This window comes from Micromonospora sp. NPDC018662 (genome assembly GCF_044391475.1).
In the GTDB taxonomy this organism is placed as follows: domain Bacteria; phylum Actinomycetota; class Actinomycetes; order Mycobacteriales; family Micromonosporaceae; genus Micromonospora.
The window spans coordinates 31,619-53,764 of sequence record NZ_JBISAC010000004.1 but is presented as its reverse complement, the minus strand read 5'-3'; the positions used below and the strand labels follow the sequence as shown (position 1 = coordinate 53,764).

General features: G+C 73.2%; 22 protein-coding genes. 10 read left to right on the top strand and 12 right to left on the bottom strand.

Annotation, left to right across the window (positions count from 1 at the left end):
• Positions 1 to 7: 7 nt before the first annotated feature.
• The 4 genes from ACH495_RS13890 to ACH495_RS13875 all read right to left on the bottom strand — a co-directional run bounded on the left by ACH495_RS13890 (position 8) and on the right by ACH495_RS13875 (position 2,983).
• Positions 8 to 865 (bottom strand): ABC transporter permease, encoded by an 858-nt coding sequence (locus ACH495_RS13890; RefSeq protein ID WP_396858096.1) that lies wholly within the window; start codon positions 863 to 865, stop codon positions 8 to 10.
• On the bottom strand, positions 858 to 1,676 hold the full coding sequence (locus ACH495_RS13885) for an ABC transporter ATP-binding protein (protein ID WP_396858095.1): 819 nt from the start codon (positions 1,674 to 1,676) through the stop codon (positions 858 to 860). Before ACH495_RS13885 ends, ACH495_RS13890 begins: the two co-directional genes overlap by 8 nt.
• Positions 1,673 to 2,704 carry an ABC transporter substrate-binding protein gene (locus ACH495_RS13880; RefSeq protein ID WP_396858094.1) on the bottom strand — a complete coding sequence of 344 codons (1,032 nt, stop codon included), beginning with the start codon at positions 2,702 to 2,704 and terminating at the stop codon, positions 1,673 to 1,675. The genes ACH495_RS13885 and ACH495_RS13880 overlap by 4 nt, the downstream gene beginning before the upstream one ends.
• A gap of 138 nt (positions 2,705 to 2,842) precedes the next feature.
• On the bottom strand, positions 2,843 to 2,983 hold the full coding sequence (locus tag ACH495_RS13875) for a putative leader peptide (protein ID WP_396858093.1): 141 nt from the start codon (positions 2,981 to 2,983) through the stop codon (positions 2,843 to 2,845).
• Between the two features lie 182 nt (positions 2,984 to 3,165).
• On the opposite strand from ACH495_RS13875, the gene ACH495_RS13870 reads away from it, so the two are divergent.
• Together ACH495_RS13870 and ACH495_RS13865 are read left to right on the top strand one after the other, a co-directional pair.
• Positions 3,166 to 3,339, top strand: coding sequence for a DUF4236 domain-containing protein (locus tag ACH495_RS13870; RefSeq protein ID WP_064498970.1), 174 nt, complete (start codon positions 3,166 to 3,168; stop codon positions 3,337 to 3,339).
• Between the two features lie 102 nt (positions 3,340 to 3,441).
• Positions 3,442 to 3,960 carry a potassium channel family protein gene (locus ACH495_RS13865; protein WP_396858092.1) on the top strand — a complete coding sequence of 173 codons (519 nt, stop codon included), beginning with the start codon at positions 3,442 to 3,444 and terminating at the stop codon, positions 3,958 to 3,960.
• Here the strand turns inward: ACH495_RS13865 and ACH495_RS13860 are convergent.
• On the bottom strand, positions 3,926 to 4,825 hold the full coding sequence (locus ACH495_RS13860; protein WP_396858091.1) for a hypothetical protein: 900 nt from the start codon (positions 4,823 to 4,825) through the stop codon (positions 3,926 to 3,928). The genes ACH495_RS13865 and ACH495_RS13860 overlap by 35 nt on opposite strands.
• A gap of 48 nt (positions 4,826 to 4,873) precedes the next feature.
• Positions 4,874 to 5,395 (bottom strand): VOC family protein, encoded by a 522-nt coding sequence (locus ACH495_RS13855; RefSeq protein ID WP_396858090.1) that lies wholly within the window; start codon positions 5,393 to 5,395, stop codon positions 4,874 to 4,876.
• Positions 5,396 to 5,445: 50 nt separating this feature from the next.
• Here ACH495_RS13855 and ACH495_RS13850 point away from each other — a divergent pair, with 50 nt between their 5' ends.
• Together ACH495_RS13850 and ACH495_RS13845 are read left to right on the top strand one after the other, a co-directional pair.
• Entirely contained in the window at positions 5,446 to 5,916 is a 471-nt protein-coding gene (locus tag ACH495_RS13850; RefSeq protein ID WP_396858561.1) for a MarR family winged helix-turn-helix transcriptional regulator, read from the top strand.
• A 48-nt stretch (positions 5,917 to 5,964) separates the two neighbouring features.
• On the top strand, positions 5,965 to 7,668 hold the full coding sequence (locus ACH495_RS13845) for a tetratricopeptide repeat protein (protein ID WP_396858089.1): 1,704 nt from the start codon (positions 5,965 to 5,967) through the stop codon (positions 7,666 to 7,668).
• Positions 7,669 to 7,672: 4 nt separating this feature from the next.
• Here the strand turns inward: ACH495_RS13845 and ACH495_RS13840 are convergent, their stop codons facing one another.
• Both ACH495_RS13840 and ACH495_RS13835 read right to left on the bottom strand, forming a co-directional pair.
• On the bottom strand, positions 7,673 to 9,073 hold the full coding sequence (locus ACH495_RS13840) for a sensor histidine kinase (protein WP_396858088.1): 1,401 nt from the start codon (positions 9,071 to 9,073) through the stop codon (positions 7,673 to 7,675).
• The gene (locus ACH495_RS13835; protein WP_396858087.1) at positions 9,070 to 9,726 is read right to left on the bottom strand and encodes a response regulator transcription factor; all 657 of its coding nucleotides are present in this window, start codon (positions 9,724 to 9,726) and stop codon (positions 9,070 to 9,072) included. Before ACH495_RS13835 ends, ACH495_RS13840 begins: the two co-directional genes overlap by 4 nt.
• 96 nt (positions 9,727 to 9,822) lie before the next feature.
• Here ACH495_RS13835 and ACH495_RS13830 point away from each other — a divergent pair, with 96 nt between their 5' ends.
• Complete coding sequence (locus ACH495_RS13830) at positions 9,823 to 10,953, top strand: outer membrane lipoprotein carrier protein LolA (protein ID WP_396858086.1); 1,131 nt, start codon at positions 9,823 to 9,825, stop codon at positions 10,951 to 10,953.
• Positions 10,954 to 11,195: 242 nt separating this feature from the next.
• Complete coding sequence (locus tag ACH495_RS13825; protein WP_396858560.1) at positions 11,196 to 13,412, top strand: HelD family protein; 2,217 nt, start codon at positions 11,196 to 11,198, stop codon at positions 13,410 to 13,412.
• A 57-nt stretch (positions 13,413 to 13,469) separates the two neighbouring features.
• Here ACH495_RS13825 and ACH495_RS13820 read toward each other — a convergent pair whose 3' ends face one another.
• On the bottom strand, positions 13,470 to 13,892 hold the full coding sequence (locus ACH495_RS13820) for a hypothetical protein (protein WP_396858085.1): 423 nt from the start codon (positions 13,890 to 13,892) through the stop codon (positions 13,470 to 13,472).
• 356 nt (positions 13,893 to 14,248) lie between these two features.
• Here ACH495_RS13820 and ACH495_RS13815 point away from each other — a divergent pair, with 356 nt between their 5' ends.
• Complete coding sequence (locus tag ACH495_RS13815; protein ID WP_107159342.1) at positions 14,249 to 14,626, top strand: hypothetical protein; 378 nt, start codon at positions 14,249 to 14,251, stop codon at positions 14,624 to 14,626.
• A 60-nt stretch (positions 14,627 to 14,686) separates the two neighbouring features.
• On the opposite strand, the gene ACH495_RS13810 is transcribed toward ACH495_RS13815, so the two are convergent.
• The 3 genes from ACH495_RS13810 to ACH495_RS13800 form a co-directional block, all read right to left on the bottom strand.
• A complete protein-coding gene (locus ACH495_RS13810) occupies positions 14,687 to 15,664 on the bottom strand; it encodes a sporulation protein (protein ID WP_396858084.1) in 978 nt (325 codons plus the stop codon).
• A gap of 193 nt (positions 15,665 to 15,857) precedes the next feature.
• On the bottom strand, positions 15,858 to 16,634 hold the full coding sequence (locus tag ACH495_RS13805; protein WP_396858083.1) for a DeoR/GlpR family DNA-binding transcription regulator: 777 nt from the start codon (positions 16,632 to 16,634) through the stop codon (positions 15,858 to 15,860).
• The gene (locus tag ACH495_RS13800; protein ID WP_396858082.1) at positions 16,634 to 18,625 is read right to left on the bottom strand and encodes a beta-galactosidase; all 1,992 of its coding nucleotides are present in this window, start codon (positions 18,623 to 18,625) and stop codon (positions 16,634 to 16,636) included. The genes ACH495_RS13805 and ACH495_RS13800 overlap by 1 nt, the downstream gene beginning before the upstream one ends.
• A gap of 229 nt (positions 18,626 to 18,854) precedes the next feature.
• Between ACH495_RS13800 and ACH495_RS13795 the strand changes: the two genes are divergently transcribed.
• The 3 genes from ACH495_RS13795 to ACH495_RS13785 are packed head-to-tail and all read left to right on the top strand — an operon-like array spanning position 18,855 to position 22,043.
• Positions 18,855 to 20,186, top strand: a complete 1,332-nt coding sequence (locus tag ACH495_RS13795; protein WP_396858081.1) for an ABC transporter substrate-binding protein — start codon at positions 18,855 to 18,857, stop codon at positions 20,184 to 20,186.
• A gap of 22 nt (positions 20,187 to 20,208) precedes the next feature.
• A complete protein-coding gene (locus ACH495_RS13790; protein ID WP_396858080.1) occupies positions 20,209 to 21,162 on the top strand; it encodes a carbohydrate ABC transporter permease in 954 nt (317 codons plus the stop codon).
• Positions 21,159 to 22,043, top strand: a complete 885-nt coding sequence (locus ACH495_RS13785) for a carbohydrate ABC transporter permease (protein ID WP_396858079.1) — start codon at positions 21,159 to 21,161, stop codon at positions 22,041 to 22,043. The genes ACH495_RS13790 and ACH495_RS13785 overlap by 4 nt, the downstream gene beginning before the upstream one ends.
• Positions 22,044 to 22,146 lie beyond the last annotated feature (103 nt).

Sequence of the window (22,146 nt, the reverse complement as noted above, 5' to 3'; positions counted from 1 at the left end):
GTTCCTCTCAGGCGGTGGTGACGTCGATGCGCCAGGTGGAGAAGCGGCGCTCCCCGGCGACGAGGAGCTGGTTGACCACCAGCCCGATGGCGGAGATGGTGATGATCCCGGCGTACATGTCGGGGATCGCGAAGTTGTACTGCGCGTAGTTGACGAGGTAGCCGAGCCCCGCCTTCGCGCCGACCATCTCGGCGGCGACCAGCACCAGGATCGAGTACGCCCCGGCCAGCCGGACGCCGGTGAAGATGGTCGGCACGGACGCCGGCAGGATCACCTTCTGGAACAGCCGCAGGTGGTTGAGGCCCATCGAGCGGGCCGAGCGGATCAGCAGCGGGTCGACACCCTTCACGCCGGCGATGGTGTTCAGCAGGATCGGCCAGGAGCAGGCGTAGACCACCAGCGCGATCTTGGAGGTCTCGCCGAGGCCGAGGATGAGCACGAAGACCGGCAGCAGCGCCAGCGCGGCGGTGTTGCGGAACACCTCCAGCAGCGGGCTGAGCAGGTCCGCGAGCGGCCGGTACCAACCGATCAGCAGGCCGAGCGGGATGGCGGTGACCACGGCCAGCGCCAGCCCGGTCAGCGAGCGGGTCAGGCTGGCGCCGACATGGTCGGCGAGCTGCCCGCTGCGCAGCAGCTCCCACCAGGCGACGAGCACCTCGGAGAGCGGGGGCAGGAAGACCCGGTCGACCAGCCCGGTGCGGGGCACGGTCTCCCAGATCGCGGCCAGCGCCAGCAGCGCGACGCTGCGGTGCAGGGCCCGGCCGCCGAGCGTGAGCAGCCGGCCGGACCGGGCGGGCGCGGCGGCCACCGGGGACTCGGCGGCCCGGGCCGCCGCGGCGGCGGGTCGTGCGGCGACGTCAACCAACGCGGGCCTCCTCGCGGACGGCGGACTGGGCGGCGCGTACCTCGTCGCGCAGCAGCGTCCAGATCTGGTGCCGGTGGTGCCGGAACGCGTCGGTGGAGCGGACGTCCTCCTCCGCCTCCCGGTCCCCCAGCTCGATGTCGATGACCTGCTTGATCCGGCCGGGGCGCGACGTCATCACCGCGACCCGTTGGCCCAGGTGCACGGCCTCGTCGATGCCGTGCGTGATGAACACGATGGTCTTGCCGGTGGCCTGCCAGATCCGCACCAGCTCGTCCTGGAGCGAGTCGCGGGTCTGCGCGTCGAGCGCGGCGAACGGCTCGTCCATCAGCAGCACGTCCGGGTCGTACGCGAGGCTGCGGGCGATGGCGACGCGTTGCTTCATGCCGCCGGACAGCTCGTGCGGGTAGCGGTCGGCGAAGCCGGTCAGCCCGACCAGCTCCAGGTGGTGGGCGACCAGGTCGGCGCGGTCGGCGCGGGGCAGGCCCTTGGCCTCCAGGCCGAACGCGACGTTGCCGGCGGCGGTGCGCCAGGGCAGCAGCGCGTACTGCTGGAAGACGATGCCCCGGTCCAGGCCGGGCCCGGTGACCGGGCGGCCGTCGACGAGCACCTGCCCGTCGGTGGGGGTGGCCAGCCCGCCGAGCAGGTCGAGCAGTGTGGACTTGCCGCAGCCGCTGGGGCCGACGACGACCAGGAACTCGCCGGGGCGTACGCCGAGGGTGAGGTCGTCGAGCGCGGTGACCGCGCCGCCGCCGCCACGCCGGCCCGGGAAGACCTTGCGCACCCGGTCGAAGCGGATCTTGTCGGTGCTCATGCGCCACCGCCGGGGTTGGCGAACGCGTTGAACCGGTTGGTGTAGAGGTCGGCCGGCTTGGGCCGGGCGCCCTTGAGTTCGCCGGCGTCGGCCAGCCAGTCGATCCAGGTGGCGAACTCCCGGTCGGTGATGACGCCGCCGGTCTCGGCGACGCCGCTGGACTTCCAGTAGTCGACGAGCGTGGCGTCCTCGTTGCGGCCGCGCTTGCCGATGATGGCCTTGAGCCGGGCCACCACGGTCTCGCGCGGCTGGGTGCGCGCCCACTCGATGGCCTTGCCCACACCGGTGACGAACGCGCGGACGGTGTCCGGGTTGCGGGCGATGAAGTCGTCGCGGAAGACGTAGCTGCCGGCGCTGAACGCGCCGAGCAGCTCGTAGTCGGTGAACACGGTGCGGATGCCGCCGTTGGCGACCGCCTTGTCGCGGATCACGCCGCCGAGCACCGCGACGTCGATCTGCTTGGCGCGCAGCGACTGTTCGGTGTTGACCGGCGGCAGCGCGACCAGTTCGACGCGGCCGATCTCGTCGGCGGTCAGGCCGCCCTTGGCGAGCCAGGTCCGCAGCACGGCCTCGGCGTGCGCGCCGAGCGTGTTCATGCCGACCCGCTTGCCGATCAGGTCGCGTGGGCCGCGGATCGGGCTGCCGTCGAGCACGTAGTAGCCCTGGAAGGTCTGCGCGTCGGAGCCGTAGTAGCTGACCACTGCCGTGATCGGCGCGTTCGCGGTCTGGAGCTTGACGATGGCGCCGTTGAACGCGCCACCGAAGTCGCTCTGGCCGGTGGCGGTGGCCTGGATGTCGGCCGGGCCGCCGGTGACGTTGCCGATCCAGTTGAGCGTCACGTCGCCGAGGTAGCCGAGGTCGGCGGCGAGTTCGGGAAGCGTCACCTGACCGACCGAGCCCTGGTAGCGCAGCTCCCTGGTCTGGTTGCCGGCGGCGTCGGCGTCGGCGCCGCATCCGGTGGCGGCGGTGAGGGCGAGCAGGGCGACGGCGGCGGCGAGGGCACGTCGGAGTGATCGGGTCGAGGGCATGGCGGTGTCTCCTGATCTGTCCACGATGCGGTGGAGGGGGCCCACGTGGGGGCGGAGCGCACGCCGTACCGCGCCGGGCCACGATGCGCCGGCGGCGGGAACGGACGGGCGGAGAAGAGGGAACGACGAGCGCTCGGCTCAACAGAGCGCGCTCGCGTGCCGGACCAGGTCGACGTGCACGCGAGCGGTGAGGAGAAGCTCGTCCCGCTGCGACATGCCCTCATGCTGCCGACCGTCGTCCCCGCCGGTCAACGCTCTTCCAATCAGTGAGACTTTCATCGCTGGCTTTGTTACGACCCGCCTCCACCAGCATTTACCACCCCTTAACACCTACCCGATGAATAGAGATTGTGCCGGGCGCGACGCCCACCGTCCAGACCGGACCGCACCGGGTTTCGCGTTTCGTCGATCCGGGCATGTTCCCCCTTGCAGAAGCAGGGAGATCGAAGGAGGCACCCCCGATGGGCGTCCAGTTCCGCAAGCGCAAGAAGTACGGGCCGCTGATCCTCCACTTCACCCAGAACGGGTTCTCCTCGTGGAGCATCAAGATCGGCCGCTGGTCCTGGAACTCGAACACCCGCGCCCACCGCGTGGACCTTCCGGGGCCGCTGTCCTGGAAGCAGGACAAGGCCTGATCCCGGGCGAGGAACGGGGTGCCGACGGTTCGTCGGCACCCCGTTCGTCGTCCGGTCCGGCGTTCCGCCGACGGGATCGGGTCCAAGGCGCACAATCGCGACATGGTGGACCTGACTCTGCGGCGGATGCGGCGGCGGGCCGTGGCGGCCTGCGCGCTGATGCTGGCCGGCTACTTCCTGGTGCCGGTCGAGGCGGACCCGAACGGGTTGCGGCTGGCCCTGCGCTCCGTCGCCACGGTGCTGCTGGTGGCGGCGGTCGCGTTCCTGGTGACCGGCCAGGTCCGCCGCCAGCTCACCCGCGACCAGCCGACCGGCGACGCGGAGGACCGCGCCCTCACCCGGCTCGCCATCGCGTTGATCGCCGGGCTGCTGATCTTCGCGCTGGCCGACTACGTGGTGGCGAACACCCGCCCCGGTGAGTTCGTCGGGTTGCGCACCCGGATCGACGCGCTCTACTTCGCGCTGGCCACGCTCACCACGATCGGCTACGGCGACGTGCACGCGCAGGGGCAGATCGCCCGGGTGGCGGTCTGCGCGCAGATGGTGTTCAGCATCGGCGTGATCGCCACCGGCGCGTCGGTGGTGGTCAGGCAGATGACCCAGCGGTCGTCCCGGCGCTGATCACCACGTCCCCGCCGAGCCGGCCGGGCTCCGGGTCGCGGGTCACCGCGCCGGCGGTGAGCAGCGAGGTGAGCGCCCGGTTCGCGTCGGCGGCCCGGTAGACAGTGGCGGTGGCCGCGAACCGGCGCAGCTCGGTCACCGTACGCGGGCCGGAGCGGGCCAGCTCGGCCAGCAACTCGCGGCGCAGCGGGCCGGGTTCCGGGTCGAGCGTGATGTCCAGCAGCCGCCCCGCCGGGTCGGCCGGGTCGCGGTAGCGCACGCCGGCGTCCTCGTCGACCGCCCACAGCGCGTCCTTCACCGTCTCCAGGCCGCGGTCGGAGCCGGTGGCGTAGCCGAGCAGCCGGGCCGGCCCGTCCTCGGGCACCAGCTCGACCTCGGTGACCAGCGGGAAGCCGGCCGCGGTCAGCGCCGGCCGCAACGTCCGGCCGGGCGCGGTGACCAGCAGCAGCTCGGCCGGACGGCCGGACGCCACGGCGGCCAGCAGGGCCGGGTCGGGCTCGCCGCCGTCGACCACGGCCAGCAGCGGTGCGCCGGCCGCGCCGGCCGCCTTGAGCGCCACCGGCAGCCGGTCCGGCCGGCCGGGCACCAGGTGCACGGCGACGTCCGCCGGCAGGGCCGCCTCGACGGCGCCGAGCCGCGTCGGCAGCTCCGCGTCGCCGTCGGCCAGCACCAGCACGGTCAGCCGCCGCCCGCGCAGCCGGTCGGCGAACTCGGCCACCACCCGCAGCGCCGCCTCCGCGCCACCGGCGTCTCCCCCGGCGTACGCCAGGGCGAGCGTGGCCCGCCGCGCGCGGTGCAGCGCCGCGGGGAGCCAGTGGTCGAGCTGGCGGACGAGCAGCTCGCGCAGGACGGCGTCGGTCGACATGGTGCCGTTTCTACCGCACCCGACCCCGCGGCCGGCCGGGAACCCCGGTCAGGCCGGGACGGAGACGCCCACGCCGCCCCGGGTCTGGCCGCCGTAGCGCTGCCGCTCGCGGTCGAGGTCGAGGCGGCCGATCCGCTTGCGGGCGGCGAGCGCGGCGTCGTCCAGCAGGTCCGCCGGGACGATCCAGACGATCTCGAACTCCAGCCCGTCGGGGTCACGGCCGTAGAGGCTCTTGGTGGTGCCGTGGTCGGACGCGCCGGCCAGCGCGCCGGCGGCGGCCAGCCGCTCGGCGGTGGCGGCCAGCTCGTCGAGCGTGTCCAGCTCCCAGGCGAGGTGGTAGAGGCCGACGGTGCCGCGTCCGGCCGTGGACGCCCCGGCCGCCGCGCCGATCTCGAACAGCCCGAGGTCGTGGTCGTTGGTGGAGTCGGGCGCCTGGAGGAAGGCGGCGCCGCGGAAGCCGTCCGGCGTCATCGGGACCCGACGGAAGCCCAGCACGTCGCGGTAGAAGGCGACGCTGCGCTCCAGGTCACTGACGTAGAGGACGGCGTGGTTGAGCCGGTGGATTCCCATGCCGTCGACGGTACCCGGTTTTGGTTGAGCGTTCAACCATTGGCGCTATGATGGGCGTCATGACCCGGTGGCTGGACCCCGACGAGCAGCGGACCTGGCGGGCCTTCCTCGCCGCCTCCCGCGCGCTGATGGACACGCTCGACCGCGAGCTGCAACGTGACGCCGGCATGCCGCACGCGTACTACGAGCTTCTGGTCCGACTCTCCGAGGCCCCCGGCCGGCGGCTGCGGATGAGCGAGCTGGCCGACGCCACCGGCTCCTCCCGCAGCCGGCTCTCGCACGCCGCCGCCCGGCTGGAGGCCGCCGGCTGGATCCGCCGGGAGGACTGCCCCACCGACCGGCGCGGCCAGCTCGCCGTGCTCACCGACGACGGCTTCGCCACGCTGGCCGCCGCCGCGCCCGGCCACGTCGAAGGGGTACGCCGGCACCTGTTCGACGCGCTCAGCCCGGCCCAGGTCGACCAGCTCCGCCGGATCAGCGAGACGCTCGCCGACCACTTGACCCAATCGGCACCAAACTGATCCACTCCGGGGGTTGTACTTACCGTCGCCGGATGAGCACGATGGGGCGTGTCCTCCGGCTTCGCTGACCTGACCGTCCAGGCGCACCATCTGGTGTCCGAAGGCGACCTCACCGGTGCGCAACGGCTGCTCGCCGACGCGCTCAGCGACGCCGACCCGCGCCCCGGCAACGCCTCCCCCGAGCTGGCCGAGGCGGCCGGCCTCCAGGCGCGGCTGCTCGTCGCGCTCGGCGAGCCGCACTCCGCGCGCGGCTGGGCCGCATTCGCGTACGCGGCGACCACCCGCCTGTTCGGACGCTCCGACGAGCGCACAGTCACCGCCGCCGCGACGCTGGCCGCGGTGCTGCACCGGGTGGGCAGCGACGCCCGCGCCGCCCGGCTCTACTCCGACGTCATCATCGAGCTGACCGCCCGCGACGGGCCCGAGTCGCAGCGGGTGCTGGCCGCGCACGCCGACCTGGCCACCGTGGAATACGCGCGCGGCCAGTGCGAGGTGGCCCGCGACCGCCTCTCCGACGCCTGGGAGCTGCACCGCGAGGTCTACGGCGACGACCATCCCAGCGGCATCAAGATGCTGGCCAAGCTCGGCGCGATGGAACGCGACTGCGGCCGGTACGCCGAGGCGCACGAGCACCTGGCGCTCGCCGAGGACCTGTGCCGCCAGCACCTGGCCGTGGACGACCCGCTCGCCGTGCAGGTGGCCGGCCTGGCCCGAGCCGCCGCCGACCCGGACCATGTCTGCGCCGCGCCCGAACCGCCCGCGCCGCGGGCGCCGGTGGTGCCCGCCGCCCGGGTCGCCCCGCCCGTCGAGGGCCCGCCCGACCTGCCGCCCTACACGCCGCCCGCGCTCGACGAGCCGGTGCAGACGCCGCTCTACCACCCGCCGGGCCGGGCCACCGACGCCGGGCACGTGCCCACGCCCCGCACCCCGCCCGAGGCCGACGCCGAGACGTTCGACGACTATCCGTGGCCGCCGGAGCACGAGCACCCCTGGCGACCGGACGAGCCGGCCGACCCGCGCCGGCAGCCGGCCGACGAGCCCTGGCGGGCCGGCGAGCCGGCGGAGCAGCCCTGGCGCGTCGGCGAACCGGCGGAGCAGCCCTGGCGGGTCGGCGAGTCGGCCGAGCAGCCCTGGCCGCCGGCCGAGGACGCGGTGCCGCCGACCGTGGTCGGGCTCACCGCCGACGCGCCGCCCGGCGTACGCCGGGTGCCGCCGGCCCCCGAGCCGCCGTCGCGCTACCTGCCGGTGCACGTGCCCCGGCCACCCGTCACGCCCCGGCGCGAACGGCAGTGGCTGCCGCTGGCGGTGCTCGGCGTGGTGGTGGCGCTGCTGCTCGGCACCATCGCGGTGATCGCCGGCGTGTCGAGGGTGGGCGGCGGCCGCGACACCCCGGCCGCGCCGGCGAGCGGAGCGCCGTCGAGCGGGGCGCCGCCGGCCTCCGCGCGCCCCACCGCCAGCGCCCGGCCGGCCGCCTCACCGGGCACCCCGCCGGGCCGGTTCGCGCTCACCGACCGACGTGACAGCATCGTGCTGAGCTGGACGTACCCGACCGGCGCGGAAGGGCCGGTGGTGGTCGCCGGGGGCCGCGCCGGTCAGCCGCAGCACACGTTCGCGACGCTGCCCGCCGGCTCGGGCGACTACATCGCCTACGGGCTCGACCGCACCACCGACTACTGCTTCACGGTGGCGCTGGTCTGGTCGACCGACACGGTCGCCCGCGCCGCCCCGGTCTGCACGAAACGACGCCGCTGACCCCTCACTCCGGGTCCGGCTCGGCCAGCGTCGGCAGCCGTACCGTCGCCCGCAGCCCCGGCGCGGCGGCGCCCGGCGTCGCGTCCGCCAGCTCCACCGCGCCGCCGGCCCGGCGCACCAGCTCGCGCACGATGGCCAGGCCGAGGCCGGCGCCGCCGGCGTCGCGGGCCCGCGCGTCGTCCAGCCGGGTGAACCGGGCGAACACCCGCTCCCGGTCCGCCGCCGGGATGCCCGGCCCGTCGTCGGTCACCGTCACCAGGTGGTACGCACCCTCCGGGCCGGTGACCGCCAGCCGCACCTCGGCGTGCGCGTGCCGCAGCGCGTTCTCCACCAGGTTGACCAGCACCCGGCGCAGCTCCCCCGGATCCCCCTCGGTCCACCACGCCCCGGCCGGCACCGCCAGCCGCACCGGCGGCGACGGGTAGCGGGCCGCCACGTCGCGCAGCAGCTCACCCAGCTCCACCGGGCCCACCGCCGCCGGCCGCGCGGGACGCACGTCGTCCTCGTCGAGGCGGGCCAGCAGCAGCAGGTCGTCGACCAGCCGGCTCAGCCGCTCGGTGTCGGCGAGCAGGTCGTCGGCGACCGCCGGCCAGTCGGTGCCGGCACCGAGCCGCCGGGCCACCTCCAGCTCGGTCCGCATGTTGGTCAACGGGCTGCGTAGCTCGTGCGCGGCGTCGGCCACGAACGCCCGCTGCCGGTCCCGGGACGCGGCCAGCCGGTCCAGCATGTCGTTGAGCGTGACCGCGAGCCGGTGTATCTCGTCCTGCCCGGCCGGCACCGGCAGCCGCTCCGCCCCGGCCCGCCCGGTGATCTCGGCGGCGCCGCTGCGCAGCTCCTCCACCGGGCGCAGCGTCGCGCCCACCACCCGCCAGGCCACCACCGCCAGCCCCGCCACCAGCAGCGGGAAGCCGACCAGCAGCAGGTTGCGCACCACGTGCAGGCTGTGCCGCACGTCCGACAGCGACTTGGCCACCAGCACCGTACGCGGCTCGGCCGGCGTGCCGGCCGGCACCGTCACCACCCGGACCGGCCCGGACAGGCCGACCCGCTGCCCGTCCACCACCAGCCGCTGCCGCTGCCCGGGACGCAGCCGGTCCGGCCCGAGCATCGGCACCAGCCGGTCCGCGTCCATCGAGGCGGCCCGGATCCGGCCCTGCGCGTCCACCACCTGCACCCGCAACTGGCCGCCGGCCACCGGCAGCGGGTCCGGCAACGCGTCCTCGGCGGCGAGCAACGCGACCGCGTCCGCGGTGCGCAGCGCCTCCGCGTCGACCGAGCGTTGCAGCGTCCAGCCGAGCGCGCCGAGCAGCAGCGCGCCGCCGAGCGCGAACCCGAGCACCAGGCCGAGCACGCCCAGCGCGAGCAGCCGGGCCCGCAGGCCGAGACGCGGCCGGCGGCGGATCACGTGGCCAGCCGGTAGCCGGCGCCGCGGACCGTCTCCAACCGCTCCCGGCCGATCTTGCGGCGCAGGTAGCCGACGTAGACCTCCACCGCGTTCGGAGCGGTGTCCACCGAGGCGTCCCAGACGTGGTCCAGCAGCTCGGTCTTGGACACCACCTCGCCGGGGCGGCGCATCAGGTAGTCGAGCAGCGCGTACTCGCGGCTGGTCAGCACCACCTCGGCGTCGGCCCGGGTGACCCGCCGCCGGGCCGGGTCCAGCCGCAGGTCGCCGACCGTGAGCACGGCCGGCCGGCGGGGCGCGCCCCGGCGCAGCAACGCCCGGAGCCGGGCCAGCAGCACCACGTACGAGAACGGCTTGGTGAGGTAGTCGTCGGCGCCGCAGTCCAGGCCGTCGGCCTGGTCGTACTCGCCGTCCTTGGCGGACAGCATCAGCACCGGCAGCCAGCGCTGCTCGGCGCGCAACCGGCGCACCACCTCGTAGCCGGAGAGGCCGGGCAGCATCACGTCGAGGATCATCGCGTCGTAGTCGCCGTGCCGGGCCGCGTCCAGCCCGGCCGGGCCGGTGGCCGCCACGTCCACCACGAAGCCCTCCGCGGACAGGCCCCGGCGCAACGCCGCGGCGAGCCGCGTCTCGTCCTCCACCACCAGCAACCGCACCGGTCCAGGGTGCCACCACCGGGTCACCCGTAGGGGATCTCCTCAGCGTCGTCACAGCGACGATCCCGCAGCATGGAGCGCAGGAGGTGCACACTTATGTCCGTGATGAAGAACCGCGCCGTGCTGCGCTGGCTGGTCCCGGTGACCGCGGGGGTCGCCGTGATCGGGGGCGGCGCCGCCGTCGGCACGTTCGCCGCCGGCGCCGACCCGGCCCTGCCGCCGCGCAGCGCCGCCCAACTGCTCGACGACCTGCGGACGTCCCGCCTGGACGGGCTCTCCGGCACCGTCGTGCAGCGCGCCGACCTCGGCCTGCCGCCGATCGCCGCGCTCGCCGGCCGGGCCACCGGCAACGAACTGGCCGGCCTGGTCAGCGGCACGCACACGCTGCGCGTCTGGTACGGCGGCGAGGACCGGCAGCGGATCGCCCTGGTCGACACGCTCGGCGAGCAGGACGTGCTGCGCAACGGTCGCGACGTCTGGACCTGGCGCAGCCGGGAGAACACCGCCAGCCACCGGAAGCTGCCGGCCGACGGCAAGGAGCTGCCGTCCGCACCGGCCACCCCGGCCGACGCCGCCCAGCAGGCGCTGGCCGCGATCGACCCGACCACCGCGGTGACCGTCGGCCGGACCGCCACGGTGGCCGGGCGGGACGCGTACGAGCTGGTGCTCACGCCACGCGACGAGACGTCGCTGGTGCACCAGGTGCGGATCGCGCTCGACGCGAAGGAGCACGTGCCGCTGCGCTTCGAGGTGCTCGCCGACGGCCAGGACGAGCCGGCGTTCGAGGTGGCGTTCACCCAGGTCGACTTCCGTACGCCGGACGCCGACCAGTTCCGGTTCAACCCGCCGCCCGGCGTCACGGTCACCGAGGAGTCGGCCGACGCGCGCCCCGGCCCGGCCGGGGGCCGGATGCCCGGCAAGGCGGACGCGGAGCGGCCGGACGTGCGTACCGTCGGCACCGGCTGGACCACGGTGGTGGTCGCCAAGCTCGGCGGCGCGGCCGGGCTCGACGGCGCGGCCAAGGCCGGCGGCGCGAAGGCCGGCGCGGACGCGCCGGACGCCGACATGCTGGCCCGGGTGCTCGGCGACCTGCCGAAGGTGAGCGGCGACTGGGGCAGGGGCCGGCTGCTCAGCGGCAAGCTGTTCAGCGTGCTGCTGACCGACGACGGTCGGGTGGTGGCCGGTCTGGTCACGCCGGAGCGGCTCTACCAGGCCGCGAAGGGCTGAGATCGAGGTGGGCCCGGGGCCCGGTCGGCGTGCGCCGGCCGGGCCCCGAGCCGTGTCCGGGCTTGGTCGGGTGGCGGGCGACGCGCTATCTTTCTCAGTTCAGACACAAAAAAGGAATGGCTTCTGAATGCCATTCCTGCGGCAATTTTAGTCAATGAGGAGCCCGCTTGTCAACGCACTCCGACGTGTCGGGTGAGCTGCACCAGGACGACGAGATCGGTCGCGAGCAGGAGTACGTCTCGATGCTCTACGACCGGCTGGACGGGCTGCGGGAGCAGGCCGCCCGCCGGCTCGACGAGGAGTTGCGCCTCACCGGCGGCACCCAGCAGGCCCGCTCGCAGCGCGACTCCACCGTCGCGATGTACGCCGACCAGGTCGAGCAGTACTCGGCCGTCGAGTCCGGTCTCTGCTTCGGCCGCCTCGACGCGGACGACGGCGCCGCCCGCTACATCGGCCGGATCGGCATCTTCGACACCTCCGGCGACTACGACCCGCTGCTGATGGACTGGCGCGCCCCGGCCGCCCGCCCGTTCTACCTGGCCACCGCCGCCAACCCGCAGGGCGTACGCCGACGTCGGCACCTGCGTACCCGCGACCGCAAGGTCACCGGCCTCAACGACGAGGTGCTGGACATCACCGCCGCCTCCCCCACCGCGCACGAGGAGGTCACCGGCGAGGCGTCGCTGCTCGCCGCGCTCAACGCCGGGCGCACCGGCCGGATGCGCGACATCGTCGAGACGATCCAGGTCGAGCAGGACGGCATCATCCGCGCCGACCTGCCCGGCGTCATGGTGGTGCAGGGCGGGCCCGGCACCGGCAAGACCGCTGTGGCGTTGCACCGGGCCGCGTACCTGCTCTACACCCACCGCCAGCAGCTCTCCACCCGGGGTGTGCTGCTGGTCGGCCCGAACGCCACGTTCCTGCGCTACATCTCCCAGGTGCTGCCGGCGCTGGCCGAGACCGGCGTGCTGCTGCGTACCCAGGCCGACCTGTTCCCCGGCGTGCACGCCCGCCGCACCGAGCCGGCCACCACCGCGGCGCTCAAGGGTCGCGCGGTGCTCACCGAGGTGCTCGCCGGCGCGGTCCGGGACCGGCAGTGGGTGCCGGCCGAGCCGATCACCGTCGAGCTGCCCCAGCGGGAGGTGCTCACGCTCGACCCGGAGACGGTCCGCCAGGCCCGCGACCGGGTCCGCCGCGCCGGCCGCCCGCACAACCTGGCCCGCGCGCTGTTCGACATCGAGATCGTGCACGCGCTCGCCGACCAGGTGGCCGAGCGGATCGGCGCCGACCCGCTCGGCGGCGACAACCTGCTCTCCGAGGCCGACCGGGCGGAGATCCGGCGCGAGCTGCGCGACGAGCCGGAGATCGCTGCCGCGCTGGACGAGCTGTGGCCGGTGCTCACCCCGCAACGCCTGCTGGCCGACCTGTTCGCGTCGCCGGAGCGGCTCGCCACCGCCGCGCCGATGCTCACCGACGCCGAGCGGACCGCCCTGCGCCGGGAGCCCGGCGGCTGGACGCCGGCCGACGTGCCGCTGCTGGACGAGGCCGCCGAGCTGCTCGGCGAGGACGAACGCGCCGCCGCCGCCCGCCGGGACCGGATCCGCGCGATGGAACGCGAGTACGCCGAGGGCGTGCTGGAGATCTGGCGCGGCTCCCGCTCGATCGACGTGGAGGACGAGGCCGACGGCGGCGAGATCCTCGGCGTGACCGACCTGATCGACGCCGCCCGGCTCTCCGAACGGCAGGAGGAGTCCGACCGGCTCACCACCGCCCAACGCGCCGCCGCGGACCGCACCTGGGCGTTCGGGCACGTCATCGTGGACGAGGCACAGGAACTGTCACCGATGGCCTGGCGGCTGCTGATGCGCCGCTGCCCGAGCCGGTCCATGACGATCGTCGGGGACGTGGCGCAGACCGGCGCGCTGGCCGGCACGCCGTCCTGGGGCGAGGCGCTCGCCCCGTACGTGGCGGACCGGTGGCGGCTGGCGGAGCTGACCGTCAGCTACCGCACGCCGGCCGAGATCATGGCGGTCGCCGCCGACGTGCTCGCCGAGATCGACCCGGCGCTGCGCCCGCCCCGCTCGGTACGCGCCACCGGCGTACCGCCGTGGGACCGCACCGTCACGGCGGACCGGCTCGTCGCCGAACTGGTCGAGGCGAGCGCCCGCGAGGCGGCCGACCTGGTCGACGGCCGGCTCGGCGTGATCGTGCCGACCGGGCGGGTGGCCGAACTGGGTGCGGCGGTGGTGGCGGCGCTGCCCGAGGCGACCGTCGGCGAGCAGCCGGAACTGGCGAACCGGGTGGTGGTGCTCACCACCGAGCAGGCCAAGGGCCTGGAGTTCGACTCGGTGCTGGTGGTGGACCCGGACCGGATCGTCGCCGAGTCCCCGCGCGGCCACAGCGACCTCTACGTGGCCCTCACCCGAGCCACCCAGCGCCTCGGCATCCTCCGGGCGTAAGGAGGGGCCCCTCCTTAACGCATTCGGTAGAGGAGGGGCCCCTTCTTAACAATCCGCTCAGCCGGGGTTGGCGCCCTCGTCGGTGAAGTTGCCGACCTGGGCGCCGGAGGCCGAGGCGTCACTCGTCGACCCGCCGGCCGGGGTGCTCAGCCCGCCGGTGGTGGCGTCCCCGGTGGTGGTCGGCGCCACCTTGCCCCGGTGCCGTTCCGGTTGCCGGGCCACCCGACGCACGCTGGCCGGGCCGGCCGTGCCGCCGGTCGTGGTCACCGCGCCCTGGCCCCGGGTCGGCCCGCCGTCACGCAGCACGGCCGGGTCGACCGCCACGTGCGCCGGGTCGTCCGGATCCGACTCCTGGATCACCCGCTGTTCGTCGGTCGGCGGCACCGTGACCTCGTCCAGCGCGCCCTCGCCGTACACGCCGCCGGCGACCCGCTGTTCGGCCTGCCGGGCGGCGTCCTGCCGGATGTCGTCCTCACGCACGTCAACCACCTCGCAGCTCGTGTTGTGGTTATCGGTGTGGCGTGCCCGACCCCCGACGGCTGAAACCGTCCCGCCCCGCCGCGCGCCCCGTTCGCCGATCTTGGAGTTGTGGCACCCTCAATAACCGGCAAAACGGTCAAACTATGGCACCACAAGTCCAAGATCGGCGCAGAAGGTGCGGGCGCGGGCGCGGTGCGGGTGCGGGCCGGGGATACGGCCGGGGCCGGCGGTTAGCTTGTCTCGGGGGGCGGGTAGACGGAGGGTGCCCCCGCCACAGTGTGCGAACCGTGCCGTGGCCGACCTGCGGCAGCGGGGCGAGGGTGCCGTACGACTCATCAAATCCTGAGGAGGACCAGATGAGCACGCAGGCCGCATCCACCAGGCCGATGAACCGGCCGATGTCGGACGTCCAGAACCGGTCGAGCATGATGGAGTCGCCGACCCGTCCGATGCCGTCGATGCACGACGGCCACCGGGAGGAGATGCCCGCTCCCGGCACCGAGACGAAGCAGGCGTTCCTCACCACCGAGTTCTGGGTGTACGCCGCCGCCGCCGCGGTGGTCGTGATCGCCGCGTTCTGGAAGGGCACCACCGCCAACGGCCTGAACATCAACAACCCGAACCAGGCCTGGTGGTACCTGACCGCGCTGACCGGCGCGTACCTGATCAGCCGCGGTCTGTCCAAGGCGGGCAGCGCGCGCCGCTCCGGCAAGGAGCGTCGAGGCCGGCACTGACCCGCGCCGCGCGACCGGCGACGCCCCCGGGATCCGTCCCGGGGGCGTCGCCCTGTGCCGTCACTCCTCGCCGAAGTCCCCGCCGTCGTCGCCCTCGAAGGCGTCCTCGATCATCTCGCCGGCCACCAGACCGCCGGCGACGCCCAGCGCGGCGCCCGCCATCATGCCGCCCATGCCGCCGCCACGACGGCCGTGGTGACCCTGCGGACCGTAGTGACCGGGGGCACCGTGCGGGGCGCCGAAGCCCTGGGCGCGCAGGCCGCCGTACCGAGACGTGGTCTCCCGCAGCCATCCGTCGACGACCTGCGCCCAGTCGGTGCGCGCGGCGTCACTGTGCGGGACGGCGTACCGGCCGTAGACGTCGTGCCCGGCGCTGAAGAAGCCGCCGCGCTTGTCGCACTCCAGGATCACCTCGACGCCCTGCTGGCTGGTCACGAACGTCAGTTCGACCTCGGTGACGGTCTGCGCGTACTGCGGCGCGGCGAAGAACTCGATCTCCTGGTAGAACGGCAGCGTCTGCGGCACGCCGTAGATGTGGCCGCGCTCCAGGTCCGCGTGCTTGAACCGGAACCCCAACGCCTGGAACGCGTCGAGGATCCGCTCGTGGATCGGCAGCGGGTGCACCGACACCTGGTCCAGGTCGGACTTGTCGACCGCCCGCGCCACCGCCAGCTCGGTCCGCAGGCCCATGGTCATGCCGTGCAGCCGCTGGCCGAAGACGTCGGTGACCGGGGTCTCCCACGGCACCGGCATCTGGAACGGGATGGCGAGCTGCTGCTTGGGCGCCAGCTCGAACGCGCCACTGACCGGCATCCGGTGGAACTCCATGATGCCGGCGTACTCGCTGTCGCCGCCCTCGATCTCGACCCGGGTGACCAGGCCGACGGTGATCTGCTCGATGCGCGCCGGCGCGTCGCCGCCGACCAGGTTGACGTGCCCGTCCAAGGCCAGGCCCGGCCGGGTGTTCGGGTTGGCGAGCACGGTGTCGACGCTGGGGCCGCCCACGCCGAACGCGCTCAACATCTTCTTGAAGACCATCGGTCACTCCCGCGGGGACGGCGCTCCGACATGGACCGTCGGACGCTTGGTGAGGGGACCCTAACCGTCGTCGCTGAGAAGTGTCTGAGAGGCACGCCCGGACCTCCTGCGCCGGATCGTCGATCATGACGTTGACCGCACGGTCCGTCCCTTTTGCCCCCGCCAACGTCATGATCGCCGTGCGGGGGCGGGGTCAGCCGACCGCCACCACGAGCAGTTCGCCGACCTGCTCGGCGAGTTCGCGGCGGGCCGCCTCGGGCAGGCCGGCGTCGGTGATCAGCACGTCGGCCTCGTCCAGCGGCGCGATGGTGGCGATGCCGATCGTCTCCCACTTGGTGTGGTCGGCGAGCACGACCAGCCGGCGGGCGGCGCCGATCAGCCGCCGGTTCACCGCTGCCTCCAGCAGGTTGGGCGTGGTGAAGCCGGTGCGCCGGCTCATCCCGTGCACGCCGAGGAAGAGCAGGTCCACGTTGAGCGCGGCGATGGCCGCCTCGGCGACCGGGCCGGTCAACGCGTCGGACGGGGTACGCATGCCGCCGGTGAGCACCACGCTCTGGTCGGCGCGGGGATTCTGGTAGAGCGCGTCGGCGACCGGGATCGAGTTGGTGACCACGGTCAGCCCGCGTACCTCGGCAAGGCGGGCGGCCAGCGCGGCGGTGGTGGTGCCGGCGGAGAGCGCCACCGCCATGCCCGGCTCGACCAGCCCGGCGGCCCGCTCCACGATGGCCCGCTTCTCGGCCCGCTGCCGCACCGACTTGGCGGCGAAGCCGGGTTCCTCGGTCGAGCCGGGGCCGGCCAGCGTCGCGCCGCCGTGCACCTTGTCGATCAGCCCGCGCTCGGCCAGCACCTCCAGGTCGCGCCGGATGGTCATGTCGGACACGCCGAAGCGGTCGACCAGGTGGCTGACCCGGACGCCGCCGCGCTGGCGGATCAGCTCCAGGATGGCGCTCTGCCGTTGCTGGGCGAGCATCAGACCGGCCCCTCGCGGACCACCGCCACCTCCCCCGCCGGCACCACCAGGTCACCGTCGCACCGGTCGCCGGTGAGCAGCTCGGCGCCGGAGACCGGCAGCCGGGCCGGCTCGTCCGTGTGGTTGACCACGAACAACCAGCTCCGGTCCGCCGAACGGCGGCGGACCACCTCCACGCCGGTCGGCGCGGGCACCGGCGGGCGGACGCCGGCCTCGGTGAGCAGCCGGGCCACCAGCCGGTCGGTGGCCGCGTCGTCGAACCGGGTCCCGACGTACCAGGCGGCGCCCGCGCCGACGACGTTGCGGGTCAGCGCCGGCACGCCCGGCAAGGGCCCGTCGGTGTACGCGGCGAGCACCTCGGCACCCTCGGCGTGCAGCCACTCGGTCCACACGTCGGCGCACGAGTCGTCGTCGAGGCGGACCGTCTCGCCGGCGCGCAGCGGGAAGAACTCCTCCACGCGTACGCCGAGCAGGTCGCGGAACGCGCCCGGGTAGCCGCCGAGCCGGATGTGGTCGTGCTCGTCGACGATGCCGCTGAAGTAGGTGACCAGCACGGTGCCGCCGGCGGAGACGAAGCGGCGCAGCGCGTCGGTGTCCGCGTCACGGGTCAGGTAGAGCGTCGGCACGAGGACGAGCCGGTAGCGGGACAGGTCGGCGTTCGGGTGCACCACGTCGGCGGTGACGCCCGCCCGCCAGAGCGCGCCGTGCAACGCGGTCACCCGGTCGGGGTAGGTGACGTCGACGCTGGGGTGGGAGTCGAGTTCCACGCCCCACCACGCCTCGTAGTCGAAGAGCACGGCGACGTCGGCGTCGACGCGGCTGCCGCGTACCTCGGCGAGCGCGCGCAGGTCGGCGCCGAGCCGGCAGACCTCGCGGAACACCTTCGTGTCCGGCCCGGCGTGCGGCAGCAGCGCGGAGTGGAACTTCTCCGCGCCGGCCCGGGACGCCCGCCACTGGAAGAAGAGCACCCCGTCGGCGCCGCGCGCCACGTGGGCGAGGCTGTTGCGGCGGAGCTGGCCGGGCGTCTTGGCCACGTTGCGGGGCTGCCAGTTGACCGCGCTGGTGGAGTGCTCCATGAGCAGCCAGGGCGCGCCGCCGGCCACGCCACGGGTGTGGTCGGCGGCGAACGCGAGGTCGACCTCGGGATGCGGGTGGGCGGCGTTCAGGTAGTGGTCGTTGGCGACCACGTCCACGTCGTCCGCCCAGGAGTGGTAGTCCATGTGCTTGATGCCGGTGCCGACCATGAAGTTGGTGGTGACCGGCTGGGTGACGAGCCGGTTCAGCAGCTCCCGCTCGGCGCGGAGCTGGGCGCGCTGCTCGTCGGAGGAGAAGCGCAGGAAGTCGAGCTGCTGGGTCGGGTTGGCGAAGGTCGGCGCGGTGCGCGGCGGGTTCACCTGGGCCCAGGCGTGGTAGCGCTGGCTCCAGAACGCGGTGCCCCAGGCGGCGTTGAGCGCGTCCAGGTCGCCGTAGCGCTCGCGCAGCCAGCGCCGGAACGCCTCGGCGCTGACGTCGCAGTAGCAGTGCACGTTGTGGCAGCCCAGCTCGTTGGAGACGTGCCAGAGCACGACGGCCGGGTGGGCGGCGTACCGCGTCGCGACGGCCTCGACCAAGGCGAGCGAGCGGTCCCGAAAGACCGGCGAGCTGGGGCAGTAGGCCTGCCGGCCGCCGGGCCACAGCACGGTGCCGTCGGCGCGGCGGGGCAGCGTCTCCGGGTGCCGGTGGGCCAGCCAGGGCGGCGGGCTGGCGGTGGCGGTGGCCAGGTCGACGCTGATGCCGCCGTCGTGCAGCAGGTCGAGCGCCCGGTCCAGCCAGCCGAACTCGTACTCGCCGGGGGCCGGCTCCAGCAGGGCCCAGGAGAAGATGCCGACCGAGACCAGGTTGACCCCGGCGCGGCGCATCAGCTCGACGTCCTCGGGCCACACGTCCTCGGGCCACTGTTCCGGGTTGTAGTCGGCGCCGTACCAGATGCCCTCGCCGTGCCAGTTCCGCATGAGAGCTGAGGGTGCCCCTGAACGGCGACCAAGTCAACACTTTCCAACATCGACAGCAATTACAACGTTTACCGCGCCTTTCCCCTGCCACAGCACGGTTGTCGCCGTCCTTTTGCCCTCTTGACAGCGTCGAACCAAGGGGTAGCTTCAACCGCCACCGGCTATTTCTGTTCGGACGTGTGGATTCTCGGTGGATCTCGTAGCGCACCTCGTCCCCGCAGGAGGCACCATGTCCCGTCCCCGCTCGCAAGCCGAGTACCTCGCCCGGCTCGTCCCCTCGTCCGTCGCCGGCCTGCCCCGGCGCTCGCTGCTGGCCGGCGCGGCCGGCGCGGGCGCGCTGCTCGGCACCGGCCTGCTCGCCGGTTGCGGCGACTCCGACTCCGACTCCGGCGCGGACGCGAAGAGCGTCACGCTCGGCTCGAACCAGTCGGACCCGAAGCCCAAGGACGTCATCGCCAAGGTGATGGACGGCTTCAAGACGTCCTCCGGGGTCACCGTCAACGTCAACACGGTCGACCACAACACGTTCCAGGAGAACATCAACAACTACCTGCAGGGCAAGCCGGACGACGTGTTCACCTGGTTCGCCGGCTACCGGATGCGGTTCTTCGCGGCCAAGGGCCTGGCCGGTGACCTCAGCGACGTGTGGGGCAAGCTCGACGGCTACTCCGACGCGTTCAAGAAGGCGTCCACCGGCGACGACGGCAAGCAGTACTTCGTGCCGGCGTCGTACTACCCGTGGGCGGTCTTCTACCGCAAGTCGGTCTGGCAGCAGCGCGGCTACCAGGTGCCCACCACGCTGGACCAGCTCACCACGCTCGGCGCGCAGATGAAGAAGGACGGCCTGAACCCGATCGCCTTCGCCGACAAGGACGGCTGGCCGGCGATGGGCACGTTCGACATCCTCAACCTGCGCATCAACGGCTACCAGTTCCACGTCGACCTGATGGCCGGCAAGGAGGCGTGGACCTCCGACAGGGTCAAGAAGGTCTTCGACACCTGGGCCGGCCTGCTCCCCCTGCACCAGCCCGACTCGCTGGGCCGCACCTGGCAGGAGGCCGCCCAGTCGGTGCAGCAGAAGAAGAGCGGCATGTACCTGCTCGGCCTCTTCGTCGCCCAGCAGTTCAGCGGCGCGGACCTGGAGGACCTGGACTTCTTCACGTTCCCCGAGATCGACTCCACGATCGGGGCGAAGGCCCTGGACGCGCCGATCGACGGCTACATGATGGCCCGCAAGCCGAAGTCCAAGGACGCCGCCACCAAGCTGCTGACGTACCTGGGCTCGAAGGACGCCGCGAACGTCACGGTCAAGAACGACCCGAGCACGCTGGTCGCCAACAGCGGCGCGGACACCGCCGGTTACACCGCGCTCCAGAAGAAGGCCGCCGAACTGGTCGGCTCGGCCACCGAGATCGCGCAGTTCCTGGACCGGGACACCCGGCCGGACTTCGCCTCCACCGTGATGATCCCAGCCCTTCAGCAGTTCATCAAGGACCCGAAGGACATCAGCGGAATGCTCACCAGCGTTGAGAACCAGAAGAAGTCGATCTTCACCAGCTGACGGCGGAAGGGGGAAGGACACCATGTCCGACCTGCCCCTGATCCACGCGGATCGCGCCGTGCCGCCACCGGCCGCGACCACCACCGGTGGTCGCGGTCGCCGGCTACGGCTCCTGTCCGGCACCGACCGCGTGGTGATCACGCTGATGGTGCTGGTACCCCTGCTGCTCGTCCTCGCCCTGGTCTGGCTGCCGGCGGCGGCGACCGTGCTGCTCTCCGGCACGGACTGGGACGGCATCGGCCCGCTCGGCGAGATCGACTGGGTCGGGTGGCGGAACTACGACGACGTGGTCAACAACTACCCGCCGTTCGTCCCCGCGGTGCAGAACAACCTGCTCTGGCTGGCCGCGCTCTTCGTGGTGGCCACCCCGTTCGGCATGTTCCTCGCCGTGCTGCTGGACAAGGAACTGCGCGGCAGCCGGTTCTACCAGACCGCGCTCTACCTACCCGTGGTGCTCTCGCTGGCGCTGGTCGGTTTCATCTGGCAGCTCATCTACAGCCGGGACCAGGGCCTGCTCAACGGCGTGTTCGGCGGCGACACCGACTGGTACGGCGACCCGAACGTCAACATCTGGGCGGTGCTGGTCGCCGCCGGGTGGCGGCACGTCGGCTACATCATGCTGCTCTACCTGGCCGGGCTGAAGGGCGTCGACCCGTCGCTGCGGGAGGCCGCCGCCGTGGACGGCTCCTCGGAGACCAGCACGTTCTTCCGGGTCGTCTTCCCGGTGATGCGCCCGATCAACATCATCGTGCTGGTGGTCACCGTGATCGAGTCGCTGCGCGCGTTCGACCTGGTCTGGGTGATCAACAAGGGCCGCAACGGGCTGGAGCTGATCTCCGCCCTGGTCACCCAGAACGTGGTCGGCGAGGCGAGCCGGATCGGCTTCGGCTCCGCGCTGGCCACCATCATGCTGGCCGTCTCCCTGATCTTCATCACCGTCTACCTCTGGACCGTCATGCGGGAGGACAAGCGATGACCGCCGCCGTCTCCCCCGGCCGCCGCCGGCCGCTGCGGCCGGCCCGGGTGGTGCTGCACCTCTTCCTGGGTACGGTCGCCGTCGGCTGGCTGTTCCCGCTGTTCTGGGCGGTGCTCACCTCGTTCCGCTCCTACCAGTACACCGCCGTCCACGGCTACGTCTCGTTCGGCGGCTGGACGATCGACAACTACGTCACCGCGTGGCGGACCGCCGAGTTCGGCAAGCACTTCCTCAACTCGATCTACATCACCGTGCCGGCGGTGCTGCTCACGCTCTTCCTCGCCTCGTGCGTGGCGTTCGTGATCGCCCGGTTCAGCTGGAAGCTCAACATCGCGCTGCTGGGGCTCTTCACCGCCGCGAACCTGCTCCCGCAGCAGTCCCTGCTGATCCCGCTGTTCCGGATGTTCACCGAGGTCCCGCTGCCGGCCTGGATGAGCGACTCGGAGCTGCTCTACGACAGCTACTGGGGGCTGATCCTGGTCAACGTCGCGTTCCAGTGCGGCTTCTGCGTCTTCGTGCTGAGCAACTACATGAAGGCGCTGCCGCACGAGCTGTACGAGGCGGCGATGGTCGACGGGGCCAGCGTGTGGCGGCAGTACTGGCAGGTGACCATGCCGCTGTGCCGGCCGGCCCTGGCCGCGCTTGCCACGCTGGAGGTGACCTGGATCTACAACGAGTTCTTCTGGGCCACCGTGCTGATGCGTACCGGCGACAAGTTCCCGGTGACCAGCTCGCTGAACAACCTGCGCGGCCAGTTCTTCACCGACAACAACCTCGTCTCGGCCGGCTCGGTGCTGGTCGCGATCCCCACTCTGGTGATCTTCTTCCTGCTCCAGAAACAGTTCGTCCGGGGTCTGACGCTGGGAGCCTCCAAGGGATGACGGCTCCGGGCTCCGGGCTCCGGGCTCCGGGCTCCGGGCTCCGGGCTCCGGGCTCCGGGCTCCGGGCTCCGGGCTCCGGGCTCCGGGCTCCGGGCTCCGGGCT